At 32.8% G+C, this 15,160-nt stretch carries 13 protein-coding genes and 1 tRNA gene; 9 read left to right on the forward strand and 5 right to left on the reverse strand.

Translation table 11 applies throughout. The features are described 5' to 3' along the window. Position 1: 1 nt before the first annotated feature. The 3 genes from ITB9_RS11555 to ITB9_RS11565 all read right to left on the reverse strand — a co-directional run bounded on the left by ITB9_RS11555 (position 2) and on the right by ITB9_RS11565 (position 2,567). Positions 2 to 220: a hypothetical protein gene (locus tag ITB9_RS11555; RefSeq protein WP_051431100.1), complete on the reverse strand. Its 219-nt coding sequence runs from the start codon at positions 218 to 220 to the stop codon at positions 2 to 4. A gap of 109 nt (positions 221 to 329) precedes the next feature. Further along, positions 330 to 1,721, reverse strand: coding sequence for a radical SAM protein (locus ITB9_RS11560; protein WP_054852358.1), 1,392 nt, complete (start codon positions 1,719 to 1,721; stop codon positions 330 to 332). Positions 1,722 to 1,817: 96 nt separating this feature from the next. Continuing rightward, positions 1,818 to 2,567: a prolipoprotein diacylglyceryl transferase gene (locus ITB9_RS11565; RefSeq protein ID WP_054852359.1), complete on the reverse strand. Its 750-nt coding sequence runs from the start codon at positions 2,565 to 2,567 to the stop codon at positions 1,818 to 1,820. A 70-nt stretch (positions 2,568 to 2,637) separates the two neighbouring features. Here ITB9_RS11565 and dusB point away from each other — a divergent pair, with 70 nt between their 5' ends. After that, positions 2,638 to 3,633 (forward strand): tRNA dihydrouridine synthase DusB, encoded by a 996-nt coding sequence (dusB, locus tag ITB9_RS11570; RefSeq protein WP_028288908.1) that lies wholly within the window; start codon positions 2,638 to 2,640, stop codon positions 3,631 to 3,633. A gap of 139 nt (positions 3,634 to 3,772) precedes the next feature. On the opposite strand, the gene ITB9_RS11575 is transcribed toward dusB, so the two are convergent. Together ITB9_RS11575 and rbfA are read right to left on the reverse strand one after the other, a co-directional pair. Beyond that, positions 3,773 to 4,978, reverse strand: coding sequence for an FtsX-like permease family protein (locus ITB9_RS11575; RefSeq protein ID WP_028288909.1), 1,206 nt, complete (start codon positions 4,976 to 4,978; stop codon positions 3,773 to 3,775). Next, on the reverse strand, positions 4,979 to 5,374 hold the full coding sequence (gene rbfA / locus ITB9_RS11580; RefSeq protein WP_028288910.1) for a 30S ribosome-binding factor RbfA: 396 nt from the start codon (positions 5,372 to 5,374) through the stop codon (positions 4,979 to 4,981). 84 nt (positions 5,375 to 5,458) lie between these two features. Here rbfA and mce point away from each other — a divergent pair, with 84 nt between their 5' ends. The 8 genes from mce (at position 5,459) to ilvA (ending at position 14,951) form a co-directional block, all read left to right on the forward strand. Next, complete coding sequence (gene mce / locus ITB9_RS11585; RefSeq protein ID WP_028607225.1) at positions 5,459 to 5,860, forward strand: methylmalonyl-CoA epimerase; 402 nt, start codon at positions 5,459 to 5,461, stop codon at positions 5,858 to 5,860. A gap of 56 nt (positions 5,861 to 5,916) precedes the next feature. Continuing rightward, a tRNA-Ile gene (locus ITB9_RS11590) sits at positions 5,917 to 5,993 on the forward strand. Positions 5,994 to 6,188: 195 nt separating this feature from the next. Beyond that, positions 6,189 to 7,832, forward strand: coding sequence for a S8 family serine peptidase (locus tag ITB9_RS11595; protein ID WP_054852360.1), 1,644 nt, complete (start codon positions 6,189 to 6,191; stop codon positions 7,830 to 7,832). Between the two features lie 312 nt (positions 7,833 to 8,144). Continuing rightward, positions 8,145 to 9,821: a dihydroxy-acid dehydratase gene (gene ilvD, locus ITB9_RS11600; protein ID WP_054852361.1), complete on the forward strand. Its 1,677-nt coding sequence runs from the start codon at positions 8,145 to 8,147 to the stop codon at positions 9,819 to 9,821. Positions 9,822 to 9,850: 29 nt separating this feature from the next. Then, positions 9,851 to 11,584 (forward strand): biosynthetic-type acetolactate synthase large subunit, encoded by a 1,734-nt coding sequence (ilvB, locus tag ITB9_RS11605; RefSeq protein ID WP_054852362.1) that lies wholly within the window; start codon positions 9,851 to 9,853, stop codon positions 11,582 to 11,584. Position 11,585: 1 nt separating this feature from the next. Continuing rightward, entirely contained in the window at positions 11,586 to 12,116 is a 531-nt protein-coding gene (gene ilvN / locus ITB9_RS11610; RefSeq protein ID WP_054852363.1) for an acetolactate synthase small subunit, read from the forward strand. Positions 12,117 to 12,138: 22 nt separating this feature from the next. Then, positions 12,139 to 13,641 carry a ketol-acid reductoisomerase gene (ilvC, locus tag ITB9_RS11615; RefSeq protein WP_054852364.1) on the forward strand — a complete coding sequence of 501 codons (1,503 nt, stop codon included), beginning with the start codon at positions 12,139 to 12,141 and terminating at the stop codon, positions 13,639 to 13,641. Positions 13,642 to 13,682: 41 nt separating this feature from the next. Beyond that, positions 13,683 to 14,951 (forward strand): threonine ammonia-lyase IlvA, encoded by a 1,269-nt coding sequence (gene ilvA / locus ITB9_RS11620; protein WP_054852365.1) that lies wholly within the window; start codon positions 13,683 to 13,685, stop codon positions 14,949 to 14,951. Positions 14,952 to 15,160: the final 209 nt, after the last annotated feature.

Consider the following 15,160-nt stretch of genomic DNA (forward strand, 5'->3'; position numbering starts at 1 on the left):
TTTAGCTTAACATACTTCCACAGACACCTAAGCTTATAATTAAATAAACAGCAGCTAGTATAAATAATACTTTAGCTGCTTTTTTATTTTTTTTGAGTAAATAAAAACCAATTACACAAAATAAAATTGGAGGAATTAACATTAAAGCTAAAAAAAACACAACAATACCTCCATAGCCACCACCACCTCCTGTAGCCTCGATTAAAAAAAATGTAGTCATAGTATTATTTATTAAAAGGTTTATTTGTCTTCAGTTATATAAAAATATTTTCAGAGTTACTTAAACTATTATTAGATAATAGTAAATACGGTATAAACACGATAGACATTTATAGCTCGTTTCTAAGTTGTTCTAAGCGTGCTTTTTTATCATCACGATAAAACAAATTCATGGTTTCAAAAGGGATAATTTTATTGTCTTTATCTACAATATGCACACACGATTTTTTAATAGCTCTAACATCAAAGTTATAAGCATCTATAAACTGCATAATAATTACTCTAAATAAATTATCATACCCTAACTCTGGAGCATCAATATTTGGTAAGCAACACATGATAGATTTTAGGTTTTCTTCTGCAACCTCAACCGAGTTTCCTGTGCTAAATAACTCTATCATTTTACCTTGCAGTGATTCATCTTGCTCATAAATAATAGTGTTTTTGCTATTATCTAATAAATCGTTTGGATTAATATAACGCGTTAACGGAAACACTTCATCGCCTAGTTTAAGTGCGTAACCCATAACCAGAGCATCAGGATTACAAGGTACAGGAAGTAAATCGTCCGCATTAAAAATAGTGGTTTGTTCCATTATTTTTCGACGTACCTCAGTAATGGTCATCCGATCCGTTTCTGGATTAAAATTATCTAATCGACCAGCAATTTGAGTTGGTTGTAAGGTCACACCTCTAACACATTTTTGTTTTAAAGCATAGTCAATAATTTTACCAATTTCGCCATCATTTAATCCCTTTTGTAGTGTGACCACTAAAGTTGTTGATAGGTTTAATTTGTTTAGGTTTTCAATAGCCTGTTTACGGATATCATTTAAATCGGCACCACGAAGCTCGCGCAATACACTGTTTTCAAACGAATCAAATTGTAAATAAATTTCAAAGTCAGGAGCGTAGGTTTTTAGTCTTTCCGCGAAAGCGAAATCTTTAGCAATTTTAATCCCATTGGTGTTCAGCATTAAATGCCTAATTGGCAACGTTTTGGCGTAATCCATAATTTCCCAAAACTGAGGATGTATGGTTGGCTCTCCACCAGATATTTGTACCACATCAGGCTCCTTTTCGTTTCTAACAATAGTGTCCAACATGGCTTTAACTTCGTCCAAAGTACGATGTCTCCCATAGGTTGGAGATGAGCCTGCATAACACGTCGGACAAGTCAAATTACAGCGATCCGTCACCTCAACAACCGTCAAACAACTGTGCTGCTCGTGGTCAGGACACAAACCACAATCATAAGGACAACCATAATCCGTTTTAGTATTAAAAGTATAAGGGGTTTCGCTAGGCTTATTGTAGTTGCGTATGTTTTTATAATACGCGATATCGTCAGCAATTAACACTTTGCTATTGCCATGTTCCTTGCAACGTTTTAACATGTAAACATTATCATCTTCAAAGACAATTTTAGCATCCACACGTTTTAAACACTCAGGACACAAGCTTAATGTAAAGTCGTAATAGGTATAATTTCTAACTGGCATTTTCTATAAATTATGTTATTTTGGCGTTACCACAAGGGTCGCGCTATCCACTAAATCTTTTTTATCGTACCTCAAAAAAGGATACCGTTTCTATCGCTAACGCAGGTGTTTGCCAATTAATAGACTAACAATAAACTTGCTGTAATACAACCAACAAATTACACATAATATTTGGATACTGCTTAAGCCAAAAGTATAAAATACATTAGGTTTTAAAAACTCGATACAAAATCTAAAACCAAAATAACTTAGCATAAAAAGCTTGAATAAATCACCATTTTTTAATCGGAAGGTTTTGTGTATAGTTTTTAAAGCAATAAATAATATAGTTAAAAAGACAAGTTCATATAAAGACGTGGGATGGCGTAGTAAGCCATCACCTAAATCCATTCCAAAAGCAGAAGTGGTTACTTTACCATAAGTAAACTCGTTAATACCAGATAAAAAACAACCAATACGACCAATAAAGATTCCTAAAATTATAGGAAACACAAATAAATCTCCAGACGATTGCTTTTCGCTAATTATTTTTTTTGCCAATTCCACACCAAGTAAACCGCCAAACAAACCACCCATTATGGTTTTTGTGTTTAGTAATGTAATGGCGTTTTTTAATGTAAATTCAATTAAAGGATTTTCTAAAAACCCAACCAATCTTGAGCCAATTAAAGCACCTAAAGCAGCACCTAAAATAATAGAGAGTCTATTATTGCTATTAATAACATCAGTACTGCGTTTTCTTAAAAACACATAATATCTATACGCTATAAAAAAGGCGAGATATTCTAATATAAGATGAATATTTATGTTAATGCCAAAAAGCTCAGGGTTGAAGGGTAGGTCCAAATAATGATAGATTATTAGTTAAATATACACAATTACCTAAAAAACACTAATTTTGCACCAAAATTGTATCGTGGTAAAAATAGGTAATATAGAACTTCCTGACTTCCCATTGTTGTTAGCACCAATGGAAGATGTGTCAGATCCACCATTTAGAGCGTTGTGTAAAGAGCAAGGTGCAGATGTTGTGTATACAGAGTTTGTAAGTAGTGAAGGTTTAATACGTAACGCAGCAAAAAGCGTTATGAAATTAGATATTTACGAAAAAGAACGTCCTGTTGGTATTCAAATATTTGGAGCTAATCTAGATAGTATGTTACAAACCATAGATATAGTAGCAGAGTCTAAACCGGATATTATAGATATTAATTTTGGTTGTCCTGTTAAAAAAGTTGTAAGTAAAGGTGCAGGTGCTGGTATTTTAAAAGATATCTGTTTAATGGAGCAACTAACAGCCGAAATGGTTAAACGTACAGATATACCTGTTACCGTTAAAACCAGATTAGGTTGGGATCATGACTCTATTAAAATAGTTGAGGTTGCAGAACGTCTTCAGGACGTTGGTATAAAATCTATAGCAATACATGGTCGTACCAGAGCACAAATGTATAAAGGTGAAGCCGACTGGAAACCTATTGCAGCTGTAAAAAATAATCCACGTATGCATATTCCTGTATTTGGAAATGGAGATGTAGACAGTCCGGAAAAAGCAATGTTGATGCGTGATCAATATGGTTTAGATGGTTGTATGATTGGTCGTGCAACAATTGGTAATCCTTGGTTTTTTAAACAAGTAAAGCACTTTTTTGAAACAGGAGAACATTACAGACCAATCACTATGCAAGAGCGTGTAGAAGCTGCTAGAAGACACTTACAAATGTCTATTGATTGGAAAGGAGAAATCCTTGGGGTTTTTGAAACCAGACGTCATTATACAAATTACTTTAAAGGTATTCCGCATTTTAAAGAACACCGCATGAAAATGGTAACTAGTGATGCTTCAGCAGATGTTTTTGCTGCTTTTGATGAGGTTTTAGAAAAGTTTGGTGATTTTCAGTTTACAAATTAATTTATATGCTTACTTAGTTAAGCAAAGCGCTAACTAAATATAACAGTAAGCGCAAGAAGGATGAAGCAATGTGTTTGAGCTCCTCGAAGAGAGCGAGTTGCGTGAGCCTGTTTGCCTGTTAAGGCAACTTGCCCAAATTTTAATTAGTCTTTACTAAGTCTCGTGTAATACGTGAAGCTGCAATTTTTGAGGCAATAAGACCTAAAACAGAAATTGTAAGCATGACTATTATAAAGTTTTTAAAATGAATTGCTACAGGGTAAGGTAGGCTAGGAGTAATCATAATTAAATCATAGCTTGCTTGTAATTGTATTACAATGTAACCTATTAATAGTCCAATAAATCCGCCAATAAACGTCATTAAAATACCTTGATAAAAAAAGATGTTTCGGATGTCTTTAACCGAAGCTCCAAGGTTAAAAAGGGTGTTTAAGGTTTTCTTTTTATCTAATATCATCATAACAATAGAGCCTATTACATTAAATAATGCAATAATTAGTACTAAAGTAAAGATTAAATAAACTGCTAAATTTTCGGTATTTAACATTTTATAGATAGCATCGTTTAGTTGGTCTTTGTTTTTTAAGATAATGTTTTGACCTAAAATGGTTTTAATTTTAGCTTTAACAACGTCTTCGTCTGCGTTTTCTGTTAATTTAAACTCTAAACTAGTTACTTGGTTTGGTTGATAATTTAAAAGACGACGTGCAGTCTCTATGGACGCAAATATGTATTTGTTATTTAGTTCTTCGTTTATATCATAAATACCAACATTAACCGTATTAACTTGGTTTAAGGCTTGGCTTTGAGAGCTTATTTGGCCTTTACCTGGTTTTGGCACAGATAAGGTTATAGTTTTATTGTAATCGTTTATAAAAAAAGATAAACGATTGGAAATAGCCCAACCTGAAACAATTTGCGGTGTATCTGGATATAACCAATTACCATATGGTATTACAGAGTCAATAGCTGTTATTTTTTGATAATTCTCGTCTACTCCTTTGATGTAAGCAGGATGATTAGTACCATCAGAAGAAGCAATGATACGCTCTTCAACTATTTTAGAAAAATTAGCAACACCATCAATAGCTTGTAACTGTTTGTCTTGATCTGTATTTATAGTAAAGGATTTGCCTATGGTTGTTTCGGCTTTTAAATCAGGATCTATAATACTAGAAAATTCTAAAGTAAAATCACGTAATCCTGCAAAACCAGATAAAACAATAAATAAAGAAGCTGCACCTAAAACAATACCTACAATAGCAATTATTGTAATAAAGTTTATGGCGTTGTTACTACTTTTACTACGTATGTAGCGTTTAGCTATGTATAATGAAAAATTCAATTATCCCTTTTTACGGTTATCAAGTAAATCTGGGTTTTGGATTGGGTTATCTTCACCTTTAAGCGATTTTTCAATTTTATCAATGTGCTCTAAGCTATCATCTACATAAAATTCTAACACAGGCATTCTACGCAATTGATTTTTTGTGCGTTGTGCCAACTCATGTCTAATCATGGGTTTGTTAGCTCTAATTCCTTCTAAAAGCTCTTTAGCCTTATTGTTAGGGAAAATACTTAAATACACTTTAGCGTCTGTTAAATCGGCAGTTACTCTAACTTTAGATACAGATATAATTACACCTCGCATTCCACCTTGTGTAGCAGCACCTTGAAGGATGTCTACTAAATCACGTTGTAAAACCGAAGCTATTTTTTTTTGTCTTTGACTTTCTTCCATACTGCAAAAATAGTTGTTATTACAAGAATATATTACTTTTAAGGCATAATTAAGCAATTATTATACCTTAAATTATATAATAAGATGGAAAAAATAGAACATATTGGTATAGCAGTCAAAAATTTAGAGCAATCTAATGCACTTTTTGCAAAACTTTTTGGCAAATCACACTATAAAATTGAAACTGTAGAAAGCGAAGGTGTTAATACCTCTTTTTTTGAAGTTGGACCAAATAAGATAGAATTATTAGAGGCTACTAAGCCAGAAAGCCCAATTGCAAAGTTTTTAGAGAAAAAAGGAGAAGGAATTCATCACATTGCTTTTGCTGTAGATGATATAAATGCAGAAATTTTAAGATTAAAATCTGAAGGATTTATTGTCTTAAATGAAACCCCTAAAAAGGGAGCAGACAATAAGTTAGTTGCATTTTTACATCCAAAATCGTCTAACGGAGTACTGATAGAACTTTGTCAAGAGATCAAATAATTTAAAAAAGACTTGTAAGACTTTAAAATAAATAGTAATATTGCACTCCAATTTCGGGTCCTATAACTCAGTTGGTTAGAGTATCTGACTCATAATCAGAAAGTCCATGGTTCGAGCCCATGTGGGACCACCATTAAAACCGATTCATTAATTTGAATCGGTTTTTTTGTTTTTAATAGTTTTTATTTTCAAAGCCTAAAAAAAATAGAAAAGAAAAAGTTCTAAAAATTGGATTATTGTATGTGAATTATTTGCTTAAAATCTAAAAAGTTATTTTTGACTTTTTAGATTTGTAAAATCAAACATTAAAGCTGTTTAGCCATTTCCAATGAAGAATTTGTATATATTATTACCTTTTTTATTTTTTCAGTGTAAGAATTACAATTACATATCAAAGCAAGAAAAAGTTATACCAATCAAAAATCTTTCTGAAAAAAAGTTAAAAATTTGGTATCATAAAGATATTATTGATGATTCTATTCCAGGTATAAGTCTGGACAAAGCATACAATACGATTTTAAAAGATAAAAAAGGAAAAGATATTATTGTGGCTGTTATTGATATGCAAATAGATATTAATCATGAAGATTTGAAAAATAATATTTGGAGAAATAAAAAAGAGGTTTTCAACAATAAAAAAGATGATGATAAAAACGGTTATATAGATGATGTAAATGGTTGGAATTTTTTAGGAAGCGAAAAAGGAGAAACGACTAAGTTTGTCAATTATGAATATACACGTATCTTAAAAAAATATAACTCTATTTATAATAACACAGAAAATAAAATAAACATAGACTCTTCTTTTTATTTAAATTATAAAAAAGCTGAAAAGAAATATTTAGAACGCTATGCTTATGCTATTGAGGATACTAGCTTTATAAAAACAGAATATAAAGACAAAAGAAATGCAGAGAAAACATTGGCGAAGTATTTTAAAGATAAAACATATTCTGTTAAAGATTTAGATAGTTTGAAACAGCTTTACCCTAAAGATTCTGTTTTGCAAATGCATATTTCATGGGTGGATTATTATATGAAAAATGATTTTACTGATGATTATTTTGAAGACTATAAACTTAAAGGAATAGAGCGACTTAATAAATTATTAAATTTTGATTATAATGATCGGTTATTAATTGGTGATGATTCTGACGATTTGAGCGATACTAAATATGGAAATCCTATTGTAAATAGTGACGTTGGTTTTTTTGATCACGGAACACTTATGGCTGGGATAATTGCTGCAAATCGAAATAATGATATAGGGTCGAAAGGTATTTATAGTAATATTAAAATTATGCCAATCTGTGTTGCTTCTTTTGGTGATGAACATGATAAAGACATTGCATTAGGTATCCGTTACGCTGTTGATAATGGGGCAAAAATTATTAATATGAGCTTTGGAAAAGAGTTTTCTTTGTATAAAAATTGGGTTTTTGATGCCTTTAAATATGCAGAGAAAAATAACGTACTTATTATTTCTTCAGCTGGGAATTCTAGTTATAACTTAAATGATTATAATGAGCTATATCCTAATGATAATGAAGATAATGGAGATGAGGTTTCAGATAATTTTTTGATGGTTGGAGCTTCCAATTATTTAGCAAATGAAAATCTATTTGTTGCTATTTCCAATTATGGAAATAGTGATGTTGATGTTTTTGCGCCAGGAAGTAAAATCTTTACAACTTCATCAAAGAAAAAAAAATACAAATTTGTTACAGGTACGTCAGCTTCAGCTGCTGTAACATCAGGAATTGCAGCACTTATTTATTCATATTACCCAAACCTTACAGCATCAGAAATAAAGCATATTATAATGGATAGTGGTGTAGAATATACTTTTCCTGTTAAGCTAACAAGGAATGATTCAATTAAAACACCTTTTAATAAGTTATCAAAGTCTGGAAAAATTGTTAATGCTTACAATGCTTTAATTATGGCAGATAGTATTAGCAATACTAAATAAATTTTAAGTCATAAAATCTATTTACCCAAGTTTAACTACTTTGTTAAAGTCCAATAACTAAGTGTAAAATTTGATTTTCAAAATAACACATATATTATGTTTCGTAGTATGGCCTATTGTTTTAATATCTAGTTCTTTTTTTTAAAAAATAAGAACCTTGGGTGTCATATTATAAAACACATAACACATTGGTTGTCAATTGTTTAATTTGTATTTTTATTACCTGGCCTTAGTCTATTTTTTTTAAAAAAACCATCTTCCAAATGTCAAACCTCTAATTTAGATTAATATTTAAATAGAAGTCGACCATCAATGGAGTTAAATAAATACAGTAAAACAGTCACCCAAGACCCAACACAGCCAGCAGCACAAGCCATGTTGCATGCTATTGGATTAACAAAAGAAGATTTTTTTAAGCCTATTATTGGTATTGCCAGTACAGGATACGAAGGTAATCCATGTAACATGCATCTTAATGATTTAGCTAAATTGGCTAAAAAGGGTACTAAAAACCAAGATATTGTTGGGCTTATTTTTAATACTATTGGAGTAAGTGATGGTATTTCTATGGGAACACCAGGAATGCGTTACTCATTACCATCTAGAGATATTATTGCAGATTCTATGGAAACCGTAGTACAAGCCATGAGTTATGATGGTTTGATTACAGTGGTTGGATGCGATAAAAATATGCCAGGAGCTTTAATTGCCATGATTAGGCTAAATCGTCCATCCATTTTGGTTTATGGTGGTACCATTGATTCTGGTTGCCATAATGGAAAAAAACTAGATGTCGTTTCTGCTTTTGAAGCTTGGGGAAGCAAAGTTGCTGGAACCATGGAAGAAACAGAATATCAAAATATAGTCGAAAAAGCATGTCCAGGAGCAGGAGCTTGTGGTGGTATGTATACTGCAAATACTATGGCTTCAGCTATTGAGGCTTTAGGGATGACTTTACCGTTTAACTCGTCTAATCCAGCATTAAGTGATGATAAAAAAGAAGAGTCTGTTAAAGCAGGTGAAGCCATGCGTGTGTTATTAGAAAAGGATATTAAGCCTTCAGATATTATTACACGTAAATCTCTAGAAAACGCAGTACGATTAGTTACTATATTAGGAGGTTCTACAAATGCAGTACTTCACTTTTTAGCAATTGCAAGAGCTGCAGATATCGATTTCACTTTAAAAGATTTTCAAGATATAAGCGATAATACACCATTTTTAGCCGACTTAAAACCTAGCGGAAAATACCTAATGGAAGATGTTCATGCTGTTGGCGGAATTCCTGCGGTTTTAAAATATTTATTGAAAAAAGGATTAATTCATGGCGATTGTTTAACCGTTACAGGAAAAACAATTGCAGAGAATTTATTGGATGTAAAAGATCTAAAAGAAGGTCAAGATGTTATTAAGCCAATTGAAAAACCAATAAAAATATCAGGTCATTTAAGAATGCTTTATGGTAATCTTGCCACAGAAGGTTCTGTCGCTAAAATTACAGGAAAAGAAGGTTTAAGTTTTATTGGTAAAGCTAAAGTGTTTGAAGGCGAATATGCTGCCAATGATGGCATTCGTGATGGATTAGTAGAAAAAGGAGATGTTGTCGTAATACGTTACGAAGGTCCAAAAGGTGGGCCAGGAATGCCAGAAATGTTAAAGCCAACTGCTGCAATTATGGGAGCAGGTTTAGGTAAAGATGTAGCATTAATTACAGATGGTCGCTTCTCTGGTGGAACGCATGGTTTTGTAGTTGGGCACATTACTCCAGAAGCTCAAGAAGGTGGCAACATAGCTTTAGTAAAAGATGGCGATATGATTACCATTGATGCCGAAACAAACTCCATTGTTTTAGAGGTTACAGAAGAAGATTTACAAAAAAGAACACAAGAATGGAAAGCACCAGATTTAAAGTTTAAACGTGGTGTATTATACAAATATGCTAAAACGGTATCATCAGCATCAAAAGGATGTGTAACTGACGAGTTTTAAAAAAAACTAATTATCCAAAATAGAACAATATGGATACAAAAACTATAAAGAAAGAAACAAACACACCGCAAACTACAGAGCGTATTTCTGGAAGTGAAGCAATTATAAAATGTTTGTTAGCCGAAGGTGTAGATATCCTTTATGGATATCCTGGAGGAGCAATCATGCCAGTTTATGATGAGCTTTACAAATACCAAGATAAAATTCACCATGTGTTAACCCGTCATGAGCAAGGTGCAACACATTCTGCTCAAGGTTATGCACGTATTTCGGGTAAAGTTGGTGTCGCAATTGCAACCTCTGGACCAGGAGCAACCAATTTAATTACAGGTATAGCAGACGCACAAATAGATAGTACACCAATGGTTTGTATAACAGGTCAAGTAGCGTCACATTTATTAGGCAGTGATGCATTTCAAGAAACAGATATCGTTGGTATTTCTACACCAGTTACAAAATGGAATTGTCAGGTTACAAAAGCATCTCAGATTCCTGAAGTTATGGCTAAAGCCTTTTATATTGCTAAAAGTGGACGTCCAGGTCCTGTTTTAGTAGATATTACAAAGGATGCTCAATTCGAAGAGTTCGATTTTAAATACGAAAAATGTCAAGGTGTTAGAAGTTATATTCCCATTCCTAAATTAAATCATAGTGAGGTTGATGCTGCTGCAAAATTAATTAATGCTGCTAAAAAACCAATGATTGTTTGGGGTCAAGGTGTGTCTTTAGGTCAGGCTGAAGCCGAATTTAAAGCGGTTGTTGAAAAAGCAGGAATCCCATCTGCTTGGACCATTTTAGGTGCAGGAGCAATTCCAACATCTCATCCTTTAAATATTGGTATGGTTGGTATGCATGGTAATTATGCACCAAATGTTTTAACTAACGACTGCGACCTTTTAATTGCAATTGGTATGCGTTTCGACGATCGTGTAACCGGAAGTTTATCTACATACGCTAAACAGGCTAAAGTGATTCATTTTGAAATTGATCCTGCCGAAATTGATAAAAACGTTAAAACAGATGTGGCAGTTTTAGGTGATGCAAAAGAAAGTTTAGCTGCCTTACTTCCGCTTTTAGATGAAAAAACACATCCAGAATGGCATCAAAAATTTAAGGATTTATATGCTATTGAATACGAAAAAGTAATAAAAAACGACATCTATCCTACAAAAGAAGGTTTAACAATGGGTGAAGTTTTAAAAGAAATTAATTCGCAAACTAAAGGTGATGCAGCAATTGTTACAGACGTTGGTCAACACCAAATGATAGCCTGTCGTTATGCCAATTTCAATAAAACAAGAAGCAATATCACTTCTGGTGGATTAGGTACAATGGGCTTTGGTTTGCCTGCTGCAATTGGAGCAAAAATGGCAGCTCCAGAGCGTGAGGTAATTTCAATTTCTGGTGATGGTGGTTACCAAATGACTATTCAGGAATTGGGTACTATTTTTCAGCAAAAAGTACCTGTAAAAATTGTGGTTTTAAACAACGAGTTTTTAGGTATGGTTCGCCAATGGCAACAGTTGTTTTTCGATAAACGTTATGCGTCTACAGAAATGACCAATCCAGACTTTGTAGCCATTGCTAAAGGCTATTTTATAGAAGCCGAAAAAGTAACTAAGCGTGAAGATTTAGAGGAAGCGGTCGCTAAAATGATAAACACAGATGGACCATACTTTTTAGAAGTTTGTGTAGAAAAGGAAGACAATGTGTTTCCAATGATACCAACAGGAGCATCAGTTTCAGACGTAAGATTAGAATAATATGGAAGCAGAAAACAAAATATACACTGTTTCGGTTTACACCGAAAATAATATAGGATTATTAAATCGTATTTCGGCAATATTTCAACGTAGACATATAAATATTGAAAGCATAAACTCTTCGGTTTCAGAAATTGAAGGTGTTTCAAAATTTACAATTGTGGTTATTATTACTGAAGACCAAATGAAAAAAATAATTGGTCAAATTGAAAAACAAGTCGAAGTTATTAAGGCTTATTTTCATACAGATGAAGACACCATCTATCAAGAGTCTTGCATTTTTAAAATGAAATCTGATTTATTGTTTGAAGAGCGACAAATTCAGAATATAATTAAAGAGAGCAACGCTAGAATTGTAACAGTAAATCGTGAATTTTTTGTTATTGAAAAATCAGGACGTAAAGAAGAAATAGAATTATTATATAGAGAATTAAGTGCTTTTGGAATCATGCAATTTACACGCTCAGGACGTATTGCTGTTACAAAAGACGAAATGAAAATATCAACAATGCTAGAAGCTTTTCAAGCATAACCAACAATTAAAATAAAAGACAATGTCAAATTATTTCAACACATTATCATTAAGAAACCAATTAGATCAATTAGGTAAATGTAGATTCATGGATGCTTCAGAGTTTGAAGATGGTGTTAATGCATTAAAAGGCAAAAAAATTGTAATTATTGGTTGTGGTGCACAAGGTTTAAACCAAGGATTAAATATGCGTGATTCAGGTTTAGATATTTCGTATGCATTAAGGCAACAAGCTATTGATGAGAAGCGTGCGTCTTACAAAAATGCTACGGATAACGAATTTAATGTTGGTACGTATGAAGCGTTAATTCCTACTGCAGATTTAGTATTAAACTTAACACCAGACAAACAGCACACAAATGTTGTAAAAGCTGTAATGCCTTTAATGAAAAAAGGCGCTACGCTAAGTTATTCTCACGGATTTAATATTGTAGAAGAAGGCACTAAAGTAAGAGAAGATATAACTGTAATTATGGTTGCTCCAAAATGTCCAGGAACCGAAGTTAGAGAAGAATATAAACGTGGTTTTGGTGTACCAACACTAATTGCTGTGCATCCAGAGAACGATCCAGAAAACAAAGGTTGGGCTCAAGCAAAAGCTTATGCAGCTGCAACTGGTGGTCATCGTGCAGGTGTTTTAGAATCGTCTTTTGTGGCTGAGGTAAAAAGTGATTTAATGGGTGAGCAAACCATTTTATGTGGTTTGTTACAAACAGGAGCAATTTTATCGTTCGATAAAATGGTCGCAGAAGGTATTGAGCCTGGTTATGCTGCAAAATTAATTCAGTTTGGTTGGGAAACTATTACTGAAGCTTTAAAACATGGTGGAATTACTAATATGATGGATCGTTTATCCAATCCAGCAAAAATAAAAGCATACCAATTGTCTGAAGAATTAAAAGACATCATGCGTCCTTTATTCGAGAAGCATATGGACGATATTATTTCGGGTCACTTCTCTAAAACCATGATGGAAGATTGGGCAAATGATGATGTAAATCTTTTAAAATGGAGAGCAGAAACAGGTGAAACTGCTTTTGAAAAAACGACGTTAACAACAGAGCATATTTCTGAGCAAGAATATTTTGACCATGGAACGTTATTGGTAGCTTTTGTAAAATCTGGTGTAGAACTAGCATACGAAACTATGGTAAGTGCAGGAATAATTGAAGACTCAGCTTATTACGAGTCGCTTCATGAATTACCATTAATAGCAAACACCATTGCCAGAAAAAAATTATTTGAAATGAATAGAGTAATTTCTGATACTGCTGAATATGGTTGTTATTTATTTGATCACGCATGTAAACCATTGTTAACCGATTTCATGAAAACAGTCGAAACAGATATAATTGGTAAATCATTTTCTACAACAACAGGTGTTGATAATATCGAGTTGATAGCAGTAAACGATGCCATTAGAAATCATCCAATCGAAACAGTTGGGAAACGATTAAGAGCAGCAATGACTGCAATGAAAATTATAAAATCTGATGTAAAATCAGAAGAATCAGTTTTAGCTTAAATCTATTGTCATCCTGAATTAATTTCAGGATCTCATAAAACATGGAAAACACCACAACAACATACAGGCCTACATTAGAAGCTGTTGAAGCTGCTGCCAAAAAATTAAAAGGCGTTGCTGCTGTGACTCCTTTAATTTCAAACATGAGATATTCAAAGCAATTTGAAGCAAACATCATGTTTAAACGCGAAGACTTACAACAAGTACGCTCTTATAAAATTAGAGGTGCTTACAATAAAATGTCTTCTTTAACTAAAGCTGAAGCTAAAAAAGGAATTGTATGCGCAAGTGCAGGAAACCATGCACAAGGCGTGGCGTTATCTTGTAAATTGTTAAAAATAAAAGGGACCATTTTCATGCCTTCTCCAACTCCTAATCAAAAGGTGGAACAAGTTAAAATGTTTGGAGAAGAGTATATTGAAGTTGTATTAATTGGCGACACCTTTGATGATGCTTACCATGCAGCGATGGAAGATTGCAAGCGTTTAAACAAAGCGTTTATTCACCCATTTAACGATAAAAAAGTTATTGAGGGTCAAGCAACAGTAGGTTTAGAGATTATAAATCAAACGGAGTCTCACCCAATAGATTACGTTTTTGTACCTATTGGAGGAGGTGGTTTGTCTTCAGGGTTATCATCCGTTTTTAAGTTGTTATCACCACAGACAAAAATTATAGGTGTAGAGCCAAAAGGCGCACCTTCGATGTTAACTTCAATACGAAATAATAAAAACACGGAGTTAGATGAGATTGATAGTTTTGTTGATGGTGCAGCTGTTAAGCGTGTTGGTGATTTAAATTTTGCCATTTGTAAAGAGACATTACATCGTGTGGTTACTGTAGATGAAGGTAAAATTTGTCAAACTATTTTAGATTTATATAATAAAGAAGCAATTGTTGCAGAGCCTGCAGCAGTTTTAAGTTTATCTGCTTTAGATTATTTTAAAGAAGAAATTAAAGGTAAAAATATAGTTTGCGTTATAAGTGGAAGTAATAATGATATTACGCGTACTCCAGAAATTAAAGAACGCGCATTATTACATGCTAATTTAAAACACTATTTTATAATTAAATTTCCGCAACGTGCAGGTGCTTTACGCGAATTTGTAGTGGATATTTTAGGTCCAACAGATGATATTACACACTTTGAATACACCAAAAAAGTAAACCGAGAAAATGATGTTGCTGTGGTTGGAATTGAGTTAAAATCTCCAAATAATTTAGAGCCTTTAATTACAAAAATGAAGCGTCATAATTTTTATGGAGATTATCTAAATGATAAACCAGATTTGTTTCAGTTTTTAGTATGATTTTGATAATTATGAGCTTAAAAACTTTCAAATTCGCAAAAATTCATTAAAAAGCACAAAAATTAAATGTTTGTATTAATTTAAATTATACGTTTGCATCATGTTTACAACTCTAAATAAAAACGAAAGACCCACAAGTTTGCTATTACGCAGACGACGTCGCTAATATGCATACTTCAAGCTTTTAGTTAATAGTTTTTATTTTTTTT

Source organism: Olleya sp. ITB9 (assembly GCF_001315805.1).
Classification (GTDB): Bacteria; Bacteroidota; Bacteroidia; order Flavobacteriales; family Flavobacteriaceae; genus Olleya; species Olleya sediminilitoris.